This is a genomic window from Kordiimonas sp., from assembly GCF_965216265.1.
GTDB lineage: Bacteria > Pseudomonadota > Alphaproteobacteria > Sphingomonadales > Kordiimonadaceae > Kordiimonas.
Genome location: NZ_OZ244153.1, coordinates 556,203 through 570,310 on the forward strand (window position 1 = coordinate 556,203; position 14,108 = coordinate 570,310).

Here is a 14,108-nt window from a genome sequence, read left to right on the forward strand (position 1 = left end):
ACTAATTACTTGAAAGCAGCTTGTCTGCTGCTGCGCGCGCTTCGTCGGTAATAACCTCACCCGCAAGCATACGCGCGATTTCCTCTCGGCGCTCGCTGTTCGCAAGCTCAACGACTGTCGTCCGCGTGCCGTCACCTTGATCACTTTTTGAGATTTGGAGCTGCCTATCACCGCGCGCTGCTACTTGTGGACTATGGGTTACCACCAGCACCTGTGCGCCTTCAGTCAGCCGCTTGAGACGCTCACCAACGGCACTGGCTGTTGCACCGCCGATGCCACGGTCCACTTCATCAAACACCATAACCGGCACGCTGGTGCCCTGTGCCAGCACAACTTTGAGAGCAAGAATAAAGCGCGCAAGTTCACCACCAGAAGCAATTTTCACCAGCGGCCCGAACGGCGTTCCTGGGTTTGTTTTAACCTCAAAAGAGACCCTGTCAGCCCCAAGCGCGGACCACTCCTGTTCCGGTAGGGCTTCGATCGCCGTGCGAAAGACCGCCTTCTCGAGCTTCAGTGGCGGCAGTTCACTTGTTACCGCCTGGTCAAGCCGCTTTGCTGCAGCCATTCTTGCTGTGGTCAGTTGTGCAGCGGCCTCCAGGTAGCGCGCGTTCGCGGCTTCCGCGCGACGGCGCGCAGCGGCAACCATTTCATCACCTGCCTCTGCCGCTTTCAGTCTTACTTCAAGGCGCTCAAGAAGGACCGCCAAGTCGTCTGGCTGACAATTGTGCTTACGTGCGAGCCGTCTGATCTCAAACAGCCGTTCCTCTGCCTGTTCGAGCTCAAGCGGGTCAAATTCCAGGTCGCGGGCCAGTGCGTCAAGGGCCGCCATTCCTTCCCCAAGCTCGATAGCCGCGCGATCCAGCGCTTCCATCACGGGGGTGAGAAGCTGGGCGGCTTGTGCATCGGTACGCTCCATACGGCGGAGCACGCCACGCACTACGGCGTCGACACCACCATCTGAAGCAAGCATATCCTGATACTCACCCAGGTCTTCTGCCAATTTCTCGCCCTGCATCATCAATGCACGGCGGTCGGCAAGCTCAGTTTCTTCCCCTGGCTGAGGTTTGAGTTCATGCAGTTCTTTAACTGCGTGCGCGAGAAACTCTTCGTCTTTCTTGGCGTCCGCAAAGTCACATTCTGCCTGAGCCAGCGCTTTTGCCGCTGCACGCCGTTCATCGTACGCCCCGGATACTGCTGTCATCGCCGCACTATAACCGCCAAAAGCGTCAAGGAGCGCGCGGTGTGCGACTGCGTCCAAAAGGCCACGATCATCATGCTGGCCATGAACCTCGACCAGCAGAGCACCCAGGTCTGCAAGCATGCTTTGGCTGATGGGCTGATCATTGGCCCACGCCCGGCTTCGGCCATCAGATGTGATCTGGCGGCGAAGGATAACGAGGCCATCGCCACTATCCATGCCCTGCTCTTCAAGGAGAGCACAGACGGTGTGGGTGGGGTCCACCGAAAACACAGCGGAAACCATTCCCTTTTCCTGGCCTTGTCGCACAAGTGCACGGTCTGCCCGCGCACCGCTTGCAAGACCAAGGCTATCAAGAAGAATAGATTTACCCGCGCCGGTTTCACCGGTCAAAACCGTAAGACCTGCCGCAAGCGACAGGTCTAACTTATCGATTAAAACGATGTCACGAATGCTGAGGCTTGTCAGCATCGCGTCCCCCCTGATGTATTAAAATGGCCAGATTTTGCTGAGCCAGGATTTCTCACTATATTCAGGCACCATATCCTGACCGCTCAGCAACGAGTAGCTATAGCGATACCATTTACTGCCTGGGAAGTTATGCCCAAGCACAGCAGCTGCCATCTTAGCCTCATCATTGATGCCCAGCGCCAGATAGATCTCTACCAAACGGTGAAGTGCTTCAGGCGTGTGGCTCGTGGTCTGATATTGCTCAATCACGTTACGGAAGCGCCCTTCGGCCGCCAGAAACTCCTGACGGCTCTGATAGAAACGCCCCACTTCCATGTCTTTCCCTGCTAGGTGGTCACGGGTCAGGTCAAGCTTCAGCTTGGCGTCTTTTGCGTACGCTGAATCAGGATACCGCCGGATAACTTCCACAAGAGAGTTTTCCGCCTCAGTTGTTTTGTTCTGATCCCGGCCCACGTCTGAAATCTGCTCATACTGGCAAAGTGCGATCAGATAGTATGCGTAAGGTGCACCGCGGTTACCCGGATGCAACTGCAAGAAGCGCTGGGCCGCGAGAATCGCATCGTCATATGAATTTGTCATATAGTGAGAATACGCAGCCATAAGCTGTGCTCGACGTGCCCACACCGAATACGGGTGTTGCCGCTCGACCTCATCAAATGCTGCCGCCGCAAACTTATAGCGCTTCTTCGCCAAGCTGTCCTGCGCGAGGTTATACAAAACCTCTACATCCCGCGCTACATACCGATCTTCATCATCTTTGGAACTGCACGCAACAACGCTTAAAACAAGCAAACTCAGTACAGTCTTCTTCAGCCAATTCGCTGTCATGGCAGTCTTTCACTCCCGTAATGAGAGAAATGTCCCCTTGCATTTCCCCCATAAGGTTATAATCTCGTATTCATGCAACCAATGGTATAATTTCACCAACTACTGAAGGAGAAACTGGCCGCATCGGCGTTGGCGAAATCTCTAGCACAGTAAGTCGCACGCGCCAACGGAGAATCCCATCGGCAAAACTGGAGCAAAATCTATGGCCAGACAAATTGACGAAATTGAGGACGGCATGCTGGAACTTTCAGCACGCAAAGCCGACCTGATAGACAAACATGTGGGACGGCGCCTTCGGGATAGACGACGTTCGCTCGACCTATCTCAGCAAGACATCGCCAACATCCTGAGCATTTCCTACCAGCAAGTGCAAAAGTATGAGAGCGGCCTGAACCGTGTGAGCGCTGGTCGCTTGTACCTGCTCGCACACATCATGCACACAACTGTGGGATACTTTTATGAAGGGTTGCCGTCTGGAGACGAGATTCTTTCAGGCCGAATTACGGAGATGGACCTGATTATCCCGGAACTTGAAACGCTGCCAAGTGCAAACGTACGAGATGCGCTAAGCGACCTCGTACGTGCAATCAAAGAATCGAAAATGTTGAGCTAAACGAAGAAATCAGGGAAGGCCCATCAGGCTTTCCCTTTAACCAGCGCGTCATAATCATACATCAGCGTCTTGGTCATTTCTCCTACTTCAAAATTATAGGGCCCAATCTCAGACAGTGGTGTTACCTCAGCCGCAGAACCGGTCAGGAATGCCTGCTCGAATGTTGCCATCTCATCTGGCATAATCGCGCGCTCAACTACCTTGATCTGACGCTTTTTGGCAAGGCCAATGACCGTACGGCGCGTAATCCCATCAAGGAAACAATCTGGCTTCGGCGTATGCAATTCACCGTTCTGTACGAAGAAGATGTTAGCGCCTGTCGCTTCAGCCACCTGACCACGATAGTCAAACATCAGCGCGTCGTGATAGCCCTTCGCCTCAGCCGCGTGTTTAGACATGGTACAGATCATGTAAAGGCCTGATGCCTTGGCATTGGTTGGCGCGGTGTCTGGCGCAGGACGACGCCACGTTGAAATATCAAGCCGCAAGCCCTTAAGTCGTGCCTCCGGTGAGAAGTAGGATGGCCATTCCCAAACTGCAATCGCGGCATGAATAGTGTTTTGTTGGGCGGAAACGCCCATCATTTCACTTCCACGCCAAACAATTGGCCGGCAGTAAGCATCTACAAGCTCATTCTTCTCAAGCAATGTCCGGCAGGCATTATTAATGTCATCCTGCGTATAAGGGATTTCATATCCAAGGATTTTTGCCGAGTTGAAAAGCCGCTCCGTGTGCTCTTTCAGCTTGAAGATGGTGCCATTATAAGCGCGCTGGCCCTCAAAGACCGCACCCGCATAATGCAAGGCGTGCGTAAGGACGTGCGCATTACATTCTCTCCAAGGCTGATACTCGCCATCCATCCACATCCAACCATCGCGGTCATTATAGGGCGCACTTGCCATTTCTGTTCTCCGAAAACGCGAAACAAATAAGAATATGTCTCTTTTTACTTGATCGATGTAACATTCTGTCATTATTATGTCAACAAGGCTGACATAAATTATATGAGCAGATATGCAACGAAAACTACCGCAATCCAACCTTTATTTACGCGAAGAGGAACTTCGTCGCGGAGTTGAACTTCTTTATTTTGCGTACCGTGATTTTACCCGGGACCCAGATGAGATTCTTGCACAGTCGCGCTTCGGGCGCGCCCATCACCGGGTGCTCTATTTTGTCGGACGTAACCCCGGCACCACAGTGTCTGGCCTACTTAATTTATTGCGTATTACCAAACAAAGCCTGTCCCGCGTTCTGGGGCAGCTTGTCGAGGATGACTATATCCAGCAGGACGCTGGGCTTGAGGATCGTCGCCAGCGACTTCTCTATCTCACCGACAAGGGCAAAGCCTTTGAAAAGGAGCTTTTTGAGAGCCAGCGCCACCGGGTCGCGGAAGCATACAAACGGGCAGGTCCTGAGGCTGTTGCAGGTTTCTGGGAGGTGCTTCTCAACATTGTCGACACCGAAGAACGCGAAGCCGTACTCCGCCAGATTGAAAAATAGCTCTTATAAGGGCATGATGGGGAAAGAAGGAAACCTCATCTATGGTCGAGCTCGCACCAGAATTTAACGAATTTCAAACCTGCTGGGAAACCTTGCCTCGCAACGCACATCCTCTGGTGCCTGCGAAACGAGACATCTCTCCCGTTCGTTTCGGTGAAATGCTGCATTATATTGGCATTGGTGAAATGCGTGGGCATCTGGACATGCAAGTGCTTTTTTATGGTGCCGGTATAGAGCGCGTGTCAGGTATCAAGGTTACCGGCAAGAACTATTATGACCTACTGCCGCCCGCGTTCGTAAAACCATTGTCTGTGTTTCATACCTATGTATTGGGAACCCCATGCGGGGCCTTTGTAAGCGACGTTATCACGACCCCGTCAGGTGCCCGATATGAGTACCAATCACTCCAGTACCCACTCTCGGACGATGATGGTGAAATAAAGTATCTCCTTGTCTACGGCCGCGCCCGCATCCCCTACGGAGACAACAGCGAACGGCAGAGCACAAGCTTTCACCGAGATAGCATCAAGGACATGCATTATATTGATCTCGGCGCCGGTGCGCCCAAGGCCTGCATTGAAAATTTCGAGTTTCACCGCTGATCCAGCTTCCTCCCCTTTACGTAGTCAAGTCCGTCTGGAAGCGGCACCATCAATCTATCAAAAATGCTGGCGATAAAAGCGCAAGCGCCCTATGAAAGAGACACCACAACAAACGAGGTACAAAGCACATGAGTATCGACGAACGGCTGCTAACCGGCTACCGCACCTTTCGTGAAGAAGCCTTTGAACGGGACCGCGCGCTCTATGAAGAACTGGCATCACAGGGACAAACCCCTCATACGCTCGTAATTGCATGTTCCGATAGCCGAGTATTGCCTCAGCAAATTCTGACAGCTGGCCCTGGGGACCTTTTTGTCGTGAGAAACGTTGCCGCCATGGTGCCGCCCTATGAAAAGGATGAGGGCCACCACGGTACCTCCGCAGCGATCGAGTTTGCGGTTACAGTACTTGAAGTTTCAAACGTTGTTGTGATGGGGCACGCGGGTTGCGGCGGCGTGGCAAGCGTTGTTGACCGCAACATGCCTGCTGACAGCTTTGTAGGTCAGTGGATGCGCCCTCTTCATCAATGGATGGAAAGCTATGGCCATATCACTGCAGAAGACCCCGCCACCCGCAAACGACTGCTGGAACGCGCGGCCATCCACCTGTCGATCCAGAATCTCAAGTCCTTCCCGTTTGTTGCAGATCGGGTTTCAGCGGGCAAACTCGCACTCAAAGGTCTGCTGTTCGATATCCATACCGGCGATTTGTCCGAGGTAATCGCCAAGCATGACACAGCCTTTAACTTGCGGTCAGTGCTTGAAGGCCATGGCTGAGACGCAGAAAACAGTCACGCGCTGGGCTGAAGACACTTTCGGCCCAGTTCAGGATCACGCTGTACTTGTCCGGCGCGCTATGAATGAGATGGAAGAGCTTCTTGACGCTACGATTGCGGGCGATAAACCCGAAATAGGCAAAGAAACAGCTGATATCGCCATTCTTTTGTACCGGCTGCTTGAACTTAATGGACTCGACCTCACCCAAGAGATCACAAACAAGATGGTTGAGAACCGCGCCCGCCGGTGGCAATGCAAAGGCGACGGCACCGGCAAGCATATCCCTACTGGCGACTAAAGATTAAACACGCGCCGCGCGTTACCCTCAAGGAAACCTTTCTCTTGTTCTGAGGTTAACCCGAGTTCGCTTAACCCCTTCAAACATTGCACAGGCGAAAGCATGGGCCAGTTGGTGCCAAAGAGCACACGCTTCGCACCTGGCCCTTTCATGAATGCCACCAGATCATTGGGCAAGCGGCGCACGGCGTATGCCGAGGTATCCACATAAAAGTTCGGATATTTGAGTGCCAGCGACACCACTTCATCAATCCACGGAAAGCCCACATGCCCGCCGACGATTTTCAGTTCCGGGAAATCAAGCAGCACATCATCAAGATAAGGGATCAAGCGACCGGGTTCGGACCGACATAACGGCCCCGTGTGACCGACCTGGGTGCAGAAAGGCACACCAGCGTCAACGCATGCCGTATAAACAGGATAGTACCGCCGGTCATTCGGCGGAAGATCCCACAGCCACGGCACCACCCTCACGCCAATAAATGACTTTCCATCAACAACGCGCCTGATCTCTCGTACCGCGCCCATCGGATCATTAAGGTCAACCGTCGCAAGCCCCCGGAACCTGGCAGGTGCCAGTGTGATCTGCGCGGCAACCTCTTCATTGCTGATCAAGCTGCCCTTAGGACCATGCCACGCAGACAAAAGGCTGATATCCACGCCCGCCTTATCCATGCTTGCTAGCGTCTCTTCCACCGTTGGTGTGATCACCTCGCCTGAGCGCCCTGTCCAGCGCAGAAGCGTAGCCATCCAAGGTTCTCTGGCCATGCGTTCGGTAGTGATTTGCGCCCAGACATCAATCGCAGCCATGTCATTCTCCTAATTTACTTTACTAGTGAAGTAAATTAGGTTCTTTGGAGCATAAAATCAAGTTGCTAAGGTATCCGCATGGCAGCAAATCAACATCGGCTCTATCTGCGACTGCAGCTCGCGGCCCACCACCTCAAAAAGCACGCGGACCGCGCACTTTTAGACAGTGCGGCGGTTACAACGGCACAGGCCGCTGTTCTATCCATTCTGATGACTGAGGGCGCTGCATCGCAGAAAGTGATCGCGAACACACTTGGCCAGAACGAATCCGCCGTTACCGCAATGGTGAAGAGACTTCTTAAACTCGGTTATATTGAAAGACAGAAAAGCGCTGAGGACGGGCGTGCCTGGCTCCTGAGCCTTACAGAGAAGGGCAAACAAGCCCTTGGTGACATTAAGGGACCGTTTGCAGCGGTAAACGCCATACTTGATGATATTTTGAGCGACGAAGAGGCGGCCAAACTAGCGGACTATCTTGGCCGAATCTCAAAAGGCTTTGGCGTGCGCTAACGGGAAACTATTTTTTCACCGTCGCCAAGCATTCGATTTCCACTCTGGCGCCTAACGCTAGACCCGACGCGCCCATTGCACTCCGCGCAGGAAAACGATCTGTGAAGTAGGTGCGGTACACCTCGTTCATAGCCGCCCATTCCTTGATGTCAGCCATCATAACAAGGCATTTCACCACATGGCTCATATCGGAACCATTGGCTTCAAGCGTTGCCTTGATGTTGTCCATAGTCTGTCTTGTCTCAGGGCCGATGCCCCCTGGTACCAATGACATCGTGCCTGGTTTGGCACCGAGCTCACCTGACAGGTACAGCATATCCCCTACCCTCACGGCTTTTGAGAACGGTAGGCTTGCCTGCTCATTTTCAGCTGCCGCCCCGAAGGTGGTCATAGCTGCTACAACGGTCGCTAGAATTAGGTTTCTCATATCTTCCCCCTGAAGGTGTTTTCAGCAGCCTAGTTATTTTAGGCTCTCATGCCAAAAGAAAAGGGCCGCTCAATGAGCAGCCCTTCACAATCTTGCCATTCTGTATGACCTATTTGTCTTCGTAGAAGTTCTTACCGCTTTTCACCGGCTTCCAGATCTTCTTCATGGAGAAGTAGAGGATGATTGTAAGGATACCTAGGAACAGCAGAACTTTCAGCCCCATGTTATGACGCACTGTAAGTTTTGGCTCAGCCACGTACATCAGGAAGTTGGTGACGTCTTTTGCCATTTGCTCCGGTGTCGCAGCAGTACCGTCTTCATATTCAACGATACCTTCTGCTAGCGGAGGTGCCATGGAGATCGCGCCGCCCTTGAAGTAAGGGTTATACTGTTTACCAGCCGGAATATCGCGGCCAGCCGGCGCATCTTCATAGCCAGTCATAAGGCTATAGAGGTAGTTTGCTCCGTCATGACGCGCCTTCGCCATCAGCGAAAGATCCGGTGGCAGTGCGCCGCCGTTTGATGCACGAGCAGCGTTGTCGTTCGGGAACGGGCTCGGGAAGGCATCTTCCGGACGAGCCGCGCGAACAGTAGGATCACCCGCATCATCAATTTCACCAGGCACTTCATATTCAGCAGCCCACGCTTTGATCATGTCTTCTTCGTAACCGAGGTCCGCAAGGTTACGGAACCGGAAGTATTTAAGGGCGTGACATGCCGAACAAACCTGTTTGTACACCTGCCAGCCGCGCTGGGCAGAGGTAACATCCAGTTTGCCGAACGGGCCTTCAAATTCCCATTCCATCTGCATCGGGTGCTTGTCAGCACCCGCGCTATATGATGCCCCAGCGAGACCTACAGCCGCGGTCAGGGCAATCGCAATGTTCTTAACTAGTTTCATCGTGAATCCCCTTACTCAGCTGCTTTAACAACTGGGTTGGCAATACTTTCCGGCAATGGCAGCGTTTTCTCGATCTTTCCGAGAAGCGGCAGGATAACCAGGAAGTGAGCGAAATAGTAGATCGTGCCAAGCAGACCAACTAGCGGCCAGATACCTTCAGGCTTCTTGCCGCCAACGATCGTGAGGACAAACATGTCGATCACGAGGAAGAGGAAGAACCAGCGGAAGGTCGGACGGAACTTGCCAGAGCGAACCTTGGATGTATCCAGCCATGGCAGGAACAGCCACACAAGGATCGACGCAAACATCGCAAGCACACCCAAAAGCTTGGCAGGAATGAACACTATATCAGTGAATGGTATACCAAGATCAAACGTAATCGAGCGCAGGATCGCATAGAACGGCAGGAAGTACCATTCTGGCACGATACTGTCTGGCGTCACCATTGGGTCGGCCGGGATATAGTTATCCGGGTGGCCAAGTGCATTCGGCATGTAGAAAAGAAATGCAGCAAACACAAAGAAGAAGACACCCGCACCAAACGCATCCTTCACCGTATAGAACGGGTGGAATGGGATCTGGTCAGCGCCGGACTTCACTTCAATACCCAGCGGGTTACCACTGTCCGAAATCTTCTTCGCCCAGAGGTGAAGGATCACAACACCAGCAATTACAAACGGCAGCAGATAGTGCAGACTGAAGAAGCGGTTCAAGGTTGGGTTATCAACTGAGAAACCGCCCCACAGCAGGGTCACAATGCTTTCGCCCACGACCGGAATTGCAGAGAAGAGGTTCGTGATCACTGTCGCACCCCAGAAGGACATCTGACCCCAAGGAAGGACATAGCCCATGAAGGCCGTTGCCATCATGAGAAGGAAGATTACAACACCGAGCATCCACAACACTTCGCGAGGAGCCTTATAGGACCCAAAGTACAAACCGCGGAAGATATGGATATAGACGGCGATAAAGAAGAAGGAGGCACCGTTCGCATGCATATAGCGAATGAGCCACCCATAATTCACATCACGCATGATACGCTCGACACTGTCAAACGCCATCGAGGTGTGTGGGGTATAGTGCATTGCGAGCACAATACCGGAAATGATCTGAACAACGAGCATCAGGCCCGCGAGGGAACCGAAGTTCCACCAGTAGTTCAGGTTGCGCGGTGTAGGCGTATCAGGGCCCACAACGTTATTCACCAGCGAGATTATCGGCAGGCGTTCTTCAACCCATGCAGCTACAGCATTTTTGGGTTTTGCAGCATTCCATTCAGCCATGACTTGCCCCCTTACCCGATCTGGAGTGTTGAATCTGAGAGGAAGGTATAGGTCGGCACCTCTAGGTTCTTAGGTGCTGGGCCCTTCCTTATTCGACCCGCGGTATCATAGTGTGAACCATGGCAAGGGCAGAACCAACCGCCGTACTCGCCACGTTCGTCGCCGGTTTTGGTGCCCAGCGGCACACAACCAAGGTGCGTACAAACGCCCATGACAACAAGCCAGTCAGCATGACCTTCTTGCACGCGTTCCTCGTCGGTTTGTTTGTCGATCAATGAAGCCACAGGTACTGCCCGCGCTTCTTCAATCTCTGCCTGCGTGCGGTGACGGACAAAAACCGGTTTCCCGCGCCATTTTATTACCACAGCTTCCCCTTCGCCAATGGCGCTGAGGTCCACTTCCACGGATGCCAGCGCCAATGTATCAGCCGCTGGGTTCATCTGGTCAATAAAAGGCCAGGCCGCCATAACAGCGCCCACACCGGCCATACCTGCGGCCGCTACATGAAGAAAATCGCGCCGTGTGGCGTCGTCTTCTGCTTCGATAGTCTCGTTGATAGTGCTCATCTAATCTTCCCTGACAGGAACGTGATGCGAAAGGCGATCAGTCGTCTGATTCCCGAACGTAATTCTACCTCTGCATGGTAGCAAATCTCTGCGTCACAAGGCCGCAGCGTCGCCAGCCATAAACTCTACCGCCAGACAGCCCCTGCCCAGCGAATTGGGATTGGTTTAGTCGGACGCGTGAAAAGAGGCAAGGGTTTATCCTCCGAATTTCTAAAAAAATGGCAGAAAATTGTCCGCTTGGATAGTGTGTCGTTGCATCATGGTGACAGAGAATATAGCTTGCGCGCCATGGAAATAGCGCTTTTTCAACCCGATCAACCGCAGAACACCGGCACACTCCTGAGGCTTGGTGCTTGTATGGGGGCGCCTGTGCATATTATTGAGCCCTGCGGCTTTCCTTTTTCTCATCGGGCACTCAAGCGTTCCGCTATGGATTATGTCGATATTGTAGAAATGGTGCAGCATGTGGATTGGGAAGCGTTCGATAAAGCCCGAACGGCCGAAGGCAAGCGGCTCATTCTCTTGACGACCAAAGGCTCCACAGCATACACGGACTTCAAATTTAACAAAAACGACATACTGATGGTTGGAAGTGAATCATCAGGAGCACCACAATTCGTGCATGAAACAGCAGACGCTTGTTTAGTGATTCCCATGGCTGCGAAACCACGGTCTATCAATGTGGCCATTTCAATGGGGATGGTTCTTGGTGAAGCGCTGCGTCAAACAGATATGTGGCCTGAAGGAAGCTAGAATGGAACTCGAAGACAAAAAGCAGGCAGCTGCAGCATGGTTTCTAAACCTCAGAGACCAGATTTGTACCAGCTTCGAAACCATCGAGGACGACAATGACGGACCGCTCGCCAGCAAGCCCGCCGGACGCTTTGAGCGCAAAACCTGGGATCGCACTAACCAGACCGATGGCGCTCAGGGCGGCGGCGGTACCATGTCTATCATGCGTGGTGGACGAGTTTTCGAGAAGGTCGGTGTCAATATTTCAACCGTACACGGCACCTTCACGCCTGAGTTCGCAAAAAACATTCCCGGCGCTGACGAAGATCCACGTTTTTTTGCCACAGGTATTTCGCTTGTTGCACATATGAATAGCCCACGGGTACCTGCCGTTCATATGAACACCCGCTTTATCGTGACAACACAGCACTGGTTTGGCGGCGGCGCAGACCTGAACGCACCACTTCCAAATGCCAATGACACAGCGGAATTTCACGCCGCCTACAAAGGTTGCTGCGACAAGCATGGGCCTGATTATTACGAGCGTTTCAAGAAATGGTGCGACGAGTATTTTTACATTCCACACCGCAATCGTGCGCGTGGCGAAGGCGGGATTTTTTATGACCGCCTTAACACCGGGGACTGGAGCGCTGATTTCGAGTTTACCAAAGACGTCGGCCGCACGTTCAATGACATCTACCCCACTCTCATCCGCAAACATATGAATGAAGAGTGGACACAGGAAGAACGCGAGAAGCAGCTCGAGTATCGTGGCTACTATGCAGAGTTCAACCTTGTCTATGACCGTGGCACGACCTTCGGCCTCAAAACTGGCGGCAACGTGGAAGCGATCCTGATGTCACTACCACCTGAAGCCAAATGGCCTTAGGTGACCTGAGCGTCTATGTTGCGCTATTTCTGAACGCTTTTATTGCCGCCACGCTACTGCCCGCGATGTCAGAGTTGACGTTGGCTTCTTTGATTCTTTCCGACACGGGTACGCCCTATGCCCTGTTCATTGCGGCTACGGCAGGCAATGTTGCTGGGTCGTGTTTGAACTGGTGGCTGGGTGTTCGTATAACCCGGTTCCAATCCAGGAAATGGTTCCCCTTCACCTCGGCGCAGCTCGCCCGAGGTCGGCAACACTTTTTCCGATATGGCAAATACTCCCTGCTCTTTGCTTGGGTGCCTGTGATTGGCGACCCCATCACCCTCGTTGCTGGTATGTTGCGCACCAATTTTCTGACCTTCATAATTTTTGTTTCAATAGGCAAAGCCCTACGGTACGCGGCTGTTGTTTATAGCGTTACCTCGATAGGTTAGAATAATCATTCACCCTGGTGACGAGGTTCGTCGCCGATAAAAACACCTTTCTTGTTGTTGAGACAATTACTACTATAAGATATTTGATCACTCAATCAGTTCCAAAAGCCCTCCGGATTGCCCTATCAATGAAGCCTCGCAAAGAAATTATCGTTATAGATGACCTAGCGCCTCACCCAAAGTACGGGGCAGGATGCTGCCGAGCCGCCGATATATATCAGGCACTTATTGATCAGGGCTTTAATGTTACCCTATACCTTCAGGCGCCACGTGCAGCAGATAAAGAGGTATTTGACGCTGGCCATGGGTGTTCCCGTATCCGATACGTCAAGAATATCGAGCTTCCTCAATTGATTAAGAATCTCGGTCCCAACCTGACGCACATATGGGTTTCCAGAACCCGGAACGTCGCAGCCTTCCGAGACATCTTACTTGCATGGAAAAATGAAGTACCTTCGAGGCGGTACCTCATTTCAGATACCGAAGCATTAACAAGCCTTCGTCCCCTGTCGTTCCGCATCGAGCTTCAGTCACCGAAAAATCGTCAGACTTGCGTGGCTGCAGCACGAGAAGAGCTCTCACACTCCCAAGGTTTCGATACAGTCGTTTGTGTATCAGATTTCGAGGCTGAACTTGCCACAGAAGCCTTACCGGGTGTTCGTATCCACAAACTTGAGTCGGTCTTTTCACCGAAATGCGACACGCCGCCACACGATAAACGAGAGCACTTCTTTTTCTGCGGTGCATTTCATACCGATCAAACCCCAAACACGGATTCTGTGCAGTGGTTCTGCAATAGAGTATGGCCACATATTAAAGCAGCCCTCCCAGAAGCTCAGTTCCATATTGGAGGCTTTGTCGGAAAAGACGTCATTCTCCCGGAAGTTGTTCGCCTTAACGCTCGAATCCTGGGGCCGATTGAGGACCTCCAACTTCACTACAATAGATATCGTGTTTTTGTCGCACCCACCCGAGTAGCGGCGGGCGTGCCCTATAAGGTACGCCACGCCATGAGCAGTGGAATTCCTTGCGTGATTACGGAACTCCTGGCCAAGCAAATGCCTCACCCGGAAAATACTCGGCCATTTGTATCCTCTCCGATAGAGGCTAAGGAATTCGCACAACACTGCATCAACTTGTATTCAAACAAGAACGCGTGGCACGAAACACAGCAAGCAGCCCTCACCGAAATTGATCGTGCTTGTGCGCCCAATATCTTCGACACGGCCTTAAGTGCCATTCTAAGAGGCCGCTAACACCGGTCAGAC

Annotated in this window: 18 protein-coding genes; 10 read left to right on the top strand and 8 right to left on the bottom strand. The window is 52.6% G+C overall.

Annotated features, from left to right (window positions below):
- Position 1: 1 nt before the first annotated feature.
- Together recN and bamD are read right to left on the bottom strand one after the other, a co-directional pair.
- Positions 2-1,669, bottom strand: coding sequence for a DNA repair protein RecN (gene recN, locus ACOOGA_RS02555; RefSeq protein ID WP_417460146.1), 1,668 nt, complete (start codon positions 1,667-1,669; stop codon positions 2-4).
- Between the two features lie 18 nt (positions 1,670-1,687).
- Positions 1,688-2,497 carry an outer membrane protein assembly factor BamD gene (gene bamD, locus ACOOGA_RS02560; protein WP_417460147.1) on the bottom strand — a complete coding sequence of 270 codons (810 nt, stop codon included), beginning with the start codon at positions 2,495-2,497 and terminating at the stop codon, positions 1,688-1,690.
- A 202-nt stretch (positions 2,498-2,699) separates the two neighbouring features.
- Here bamD and ACOOGA_RS02565 point away from each other — a divergent pair, with 202 nt between their 5' ends.
- A complete protein-coding gene (locus ACOOGA_RS02565; protein ID WP_417460148.1) occupies positions 2,700-3,110 on the top strand; it encodes a helix-turn-helix domain-containing protein in 411 nt (136 codons plus the stop codon).
- A 23-nt stretch (positions 3,111-3,133) separates the two neighbouring features.
- Here ACOOGA_RS02565 and ACOOGA_RS02570 read toward each other — a convergent pair whose 3' ends face one another.
- Positions 3,134-4,012 carry a branched-chain amino acid aminotransferase gene (locus ACOOGA_RS02570; RefSeq protein WP_417460149.1) on the bottom strand — a complete coding sequence of 293 codons (879 nt, stop codon included), beginning with the start codon at positions 4,010-4,012 and terminating at the stop codon, positions 3,134-3,136.
- A 112-nt stretch (positions 4,013-4,124) separates the two neighbouring features.
- Here ACOOGA_RS02570 and ACOOGA_RS02575 point away from each other — a divergent pair, with 112 nt between their 5' ends.
- The 4 genes from ACOOGA_RS02575 (at position 4,125) to ACOOGA_RS02590 (ending at position 6,289) form a co-directional block, all read left to right on the top strand.
- Complete coding sequence (locus ACOOGA_RS02575; RefSeq protein ID WP_417460150.1) at positions 4,125-4,613, top strand: MarR family winged helix-turn-helix transcriptional regulator; 489 nt, start codon at positions 4,125-4,127, stop codon at positions 4,611-4,613.
- A gap of 41 nt (positions 4,614-4,654) precedes the next feature.
- Positions 4,655-5,215, top strand: coding sequence for a PAS domain-containing protein (locus ACOOGA_RS02580; protein ID WP_417460151.1), 561 nt, complete (start codon positions 4,655-4,657; stop codon positions 5,213-5,215).
- 128 nt (positions 5,216-5,343) lie between these two features.
- Positions 5,344-5,991 (top strand): carbonic anhydrase, encoded by a 648-nt coding sequence (locus ACOOGA_RS02585; RefSeq protein WP_417460152.1) that lies wholly within the window; start codon positions 5,344-5,346, stop codon positions 5,989-5,991.
- Positions 5,984-6,289 (top strand): nucleotide pyrophosphohydrolase, encoded by a 306-nt coding sequence (locus ACOOGA_RS02590; RefSeq protein ID WP_417460153.1) that lies wholly within the window; start codon positions 5,984-5,986, stop codon positions 6,287-6,289. Before ACOOGA_RS02585 ends, ACOOGA_RS02590 begins: the two co-directional genes overlap by 8 nt.
- Here the strand turns inward: ACOOGA_RS02590 and ACOOGA_RS02595 are convergent.
- Entirely contained in the window at positions 6,286-7,098 is an 813-nt protein-coding gene (locus ACOOGA_RS02595) for an amidohydrolase family protein (RefSeq protein WP_417460154.1), read from the bottom strand. The genes ACOOGA_RS02590 and ACOOGA_RS02595 overlap by 4 nt on opposite strands.
- A 78-nt stretch (positions 7,099-7,176) precedes the next feature.
- Here ACOOGA_RS02595 and ACOOGA_RS02600 point away from each other — a divergent pair, with 78 nt between their 5' ends.
- Positions 7,177-7,608 carry a MarR family winged helix-turn-helix transcriptional regulator gene (locus ACOOGA_RS02600; protein ID WP_417460155.1) on the top strand — a complete coding sequence of 144 codons (432 nt, stop codon included), beginning with the start codon at positions 7,177-7,179 and terminating at the stop codon, positions 7,606-7,608.
- Between the two features lie 7 nt (positions 7,609-7,615).
- Here the strand turns inward: ACOOGA_RS02600 and ACOOGA_RS02605 are convergent, their stop codons facing one another.
- The 4 genes from ACOOGA_RS02605 to petA all read right to left on the bottom strand — a co-directional run bounded on the left by ACOOGA_RS02605 (position 7,616) and on the right by petA (position 10,785).
- Positions 7,616-7,999 (bottom strand): RidA family protein, encoded by a 384-nt coding sequence (locus tag ACOOGA_RS02605; RefSeq protein ID WP_417460669.1) that lies wholly within the window; start codon positions 7,997-7,999, stop codon positions 7,616-7,618.
- A gap of 145 nt (positions 8,000-8,144) precedes the next feature.
- Positions 8,145-8,936, bottom strand: a complete 792-nt coding sequence (locus tag ACOOGA_RS02610; RefSeq protein ID WP_417460156.1) for a cytochrome c1 — start codon at positions 8,934-8,936, stop codon at positions 8,145-8,147.
- A gap of 11 nt (positions 8,937-8,947) precedes the next feature.
- Positions 8,948-10,219, bottom strand: coding sequence for a cytochrome b (locus tag ACOOGA_RS02615; protein WP_417460157.1), 1,272 nt, complete (start codon positions 10,217-10,219; stop codon positions 8,948-8,950).
- Between the two features lie 11 nt (positions 10,220-10,230).
- Entirely contained in the window at positions 10,231-10,785 is a 555-nt protein-coding gene (gene petA / locus ACOOGA_RS02620; RefSeq protein WP_417460158.1) for a ubiquinol-cytochrome c reductase iron-sulfur subunit, read from the bottom strand.
- A 177-nt stretch (positions 10,786-10,962) separates the two neighbouring features.
- Between petA and ACOOGA_RS02625 the strand changes: the two genes are divergently transcribed.
- From ACOOGA_RS02625 to ACOOGA_RS02640, 4 genes are all read left to right on the top strand, one after another.
- Positions 10,963-11,538, top strand: a complete 576-nt coding sequence (locus ACOOGA_RS02625) for a tRNA (cytidine(34)-2'-O)-methyltransferase (protein WP_417460159.1) — start codon at positions 10,963-10,965, stop codon at positions 11,536-11,538.
- Position 11,539: 1 nt separating this feature from the next.
- Positions 11,540-12,406, top strand: coding sequence for an oxygen-dependent coproporphyrinogen oxidase (gene hemF, locus ACOOGA_RS02630; protein WP_417460160.1), 867 nt, complete (start codon positions 11,540-11,542; stop codon positions 12,404-12,406).
- Positions 12,397-12,840: a YqaA family protein gene (locus tag ACOOGA_RS02635; protein WP_417460161.1), complete on the top strand. Its 444-nt coding sequence runs from the start codon at positions 12,397-12,399 to the stop codon at positions 12,838-12,840. The genes hemF and ACOOGA_RS02635 overlap by 10 nt, the downstream gene beginning before the upstream one ends.
- Before the next feature lie 128 nt (positions 12,841-12,968).
- Positions 12,969-14,096 (top strand): glycosyltransferase, encoded by a 1,128-nt coding sequence (locus ACOOGA_RS02640; protein ID WP_417460162.1) that lies wholly within the window; start codon positions 12,969-12,971, stop codon positions 14,094-14,096.
- The last annotated feature ends 12 nt before the right edge of the window (positions 14,097-14,108 follow it).

What these genes read in the sequence shown, in the direction of transcription:
- ACOOGA_RS02610 (WP_417460156.1), bottom strand. Translation starts at nt 8,936, where the DNA reads ATGAAACTAGTTAAGAACATTGCGATTGCCCTGACCGCGGCTGTAGGT.
- bamD (WP_417460147.1), bottom strand. Translation starts at nt 2,497, where the DNA reads ATGACAGCGAATTGGCTGAAGAAGACTGTACTGAGTTTGCTTGTTTTA.
- ACOOGA_RS02635 (WP_417460161.1), top strand. Translation starts at nt 12,397, where the DNA reads ATGGCCTTAGGTGACCTGAGCGTCTATGTTGCGCTATTTCTGAACGCT.
- ACOOGA_RS02585 (WP_417460152.1), top strand. Translation starts at nt 5,344, where the DNA reads ATGAGTATCGACGAACGGCTGCTAACCGGCTACCGCACCTTTCGTGAA.
- ACOOGA_RS02595 (WP_417460154.1), bottom strand. Translation starts at nt 7,098, where the DNA reads ATGGCTGCGATTGATGTCTGGGCGCAAATCACTACCGAACGCATGGCC.
- ACOOGA_RS02640 (WP_417460162.1), top strand. Translation starts at nt 12,969, where the DNA reads ATGAAGCCTCGCAAAGAAATTATCGTTATAGATGACCTAGCGCCTCAC.
- ACOOGA_RS02565 (WP_417460148.1), top strand. Translation starts at nt 2,700, where the DNA reads ATGGCCAGACAAATTGACGAAATTGAGGACGGCATGCTGGAACTTTCA.
- ACOOGA_RS02600 (WP_417460155.1), top strand. Translation starts at nt 7,177, where the DNA reads ATGGCAGCAAATCAACATCGGCTCTATCTGCGACTGCAGCTCGCGGCC.
- ACOOGA_RS02575 (WP_417460150.1), top strand. Translation starts at nt 4,125, where the DNA reads ATGCAACGAAAACTACCGCAATCCAACCTTTATTTACGCGAAGAGGAA.
- ACOOGA_RS02605 (WP_417460669.1), bottom strand. Translation starts at nt 7,999, where the DNA reads ATGACCACCTTCGGGGCGGCAGCTGAAAATGAGCAGGCAAGCCTACCG.
- ACOOGA_RS02615 (WP_417460157.1), bottom strand. Translation starts at nt 10,219, where the DNA reads ATGGCTGAATGGAATGCTGCAAAACCCAAAAATGCTGTAGCTGCATGG.
- recN (WP_417460146.1), bottom strand. Translation starts at nt 1,669, where the DNA reads ATGCTGACAAGCCTCAGCATTCGTGACATCGTTTTAATCGATAAGTTA.
- ACOOGA_RS02580 (WP_417460151.1), top strand. Translation starts at nt 4,655, where the DNA reads ATGGTCGAGCTCGCACCAGAATTTAACGAATTTCAAACCTGCTGGGAA.
- ACOOGA_RS02570 (WP_417460149.1), bottom strand. Translation starts at nt 4,012, where the DNA reads ATGGCAAGTGCGCCCTATAATGACCGCGATGGTTGGATGTGGATGGAT.
- ACOOGA_RS02590 (WP_417460153.1), top strand. Translation starts at nt 5,984, where the DNA reads ATGGCTGAGACGCAGAAAACAGTCACGCGCTGGGCTGAAGACACTTTC.
- petA (WP_417460158.1), bottom strand. Translation starts at nt 10,785, where the DNA reads ATGAGCACTATCAACGAGACTATCGAAGCAGAAGACGACGCCACACGG.
- hemF (WP_417460160.1), top strand. Translation starts at nt 11,540, where the DNA reads ATGGAACTCGAAGACAAAAAGCAGGCAGCTGCAGCATGGTTTCTAAAC.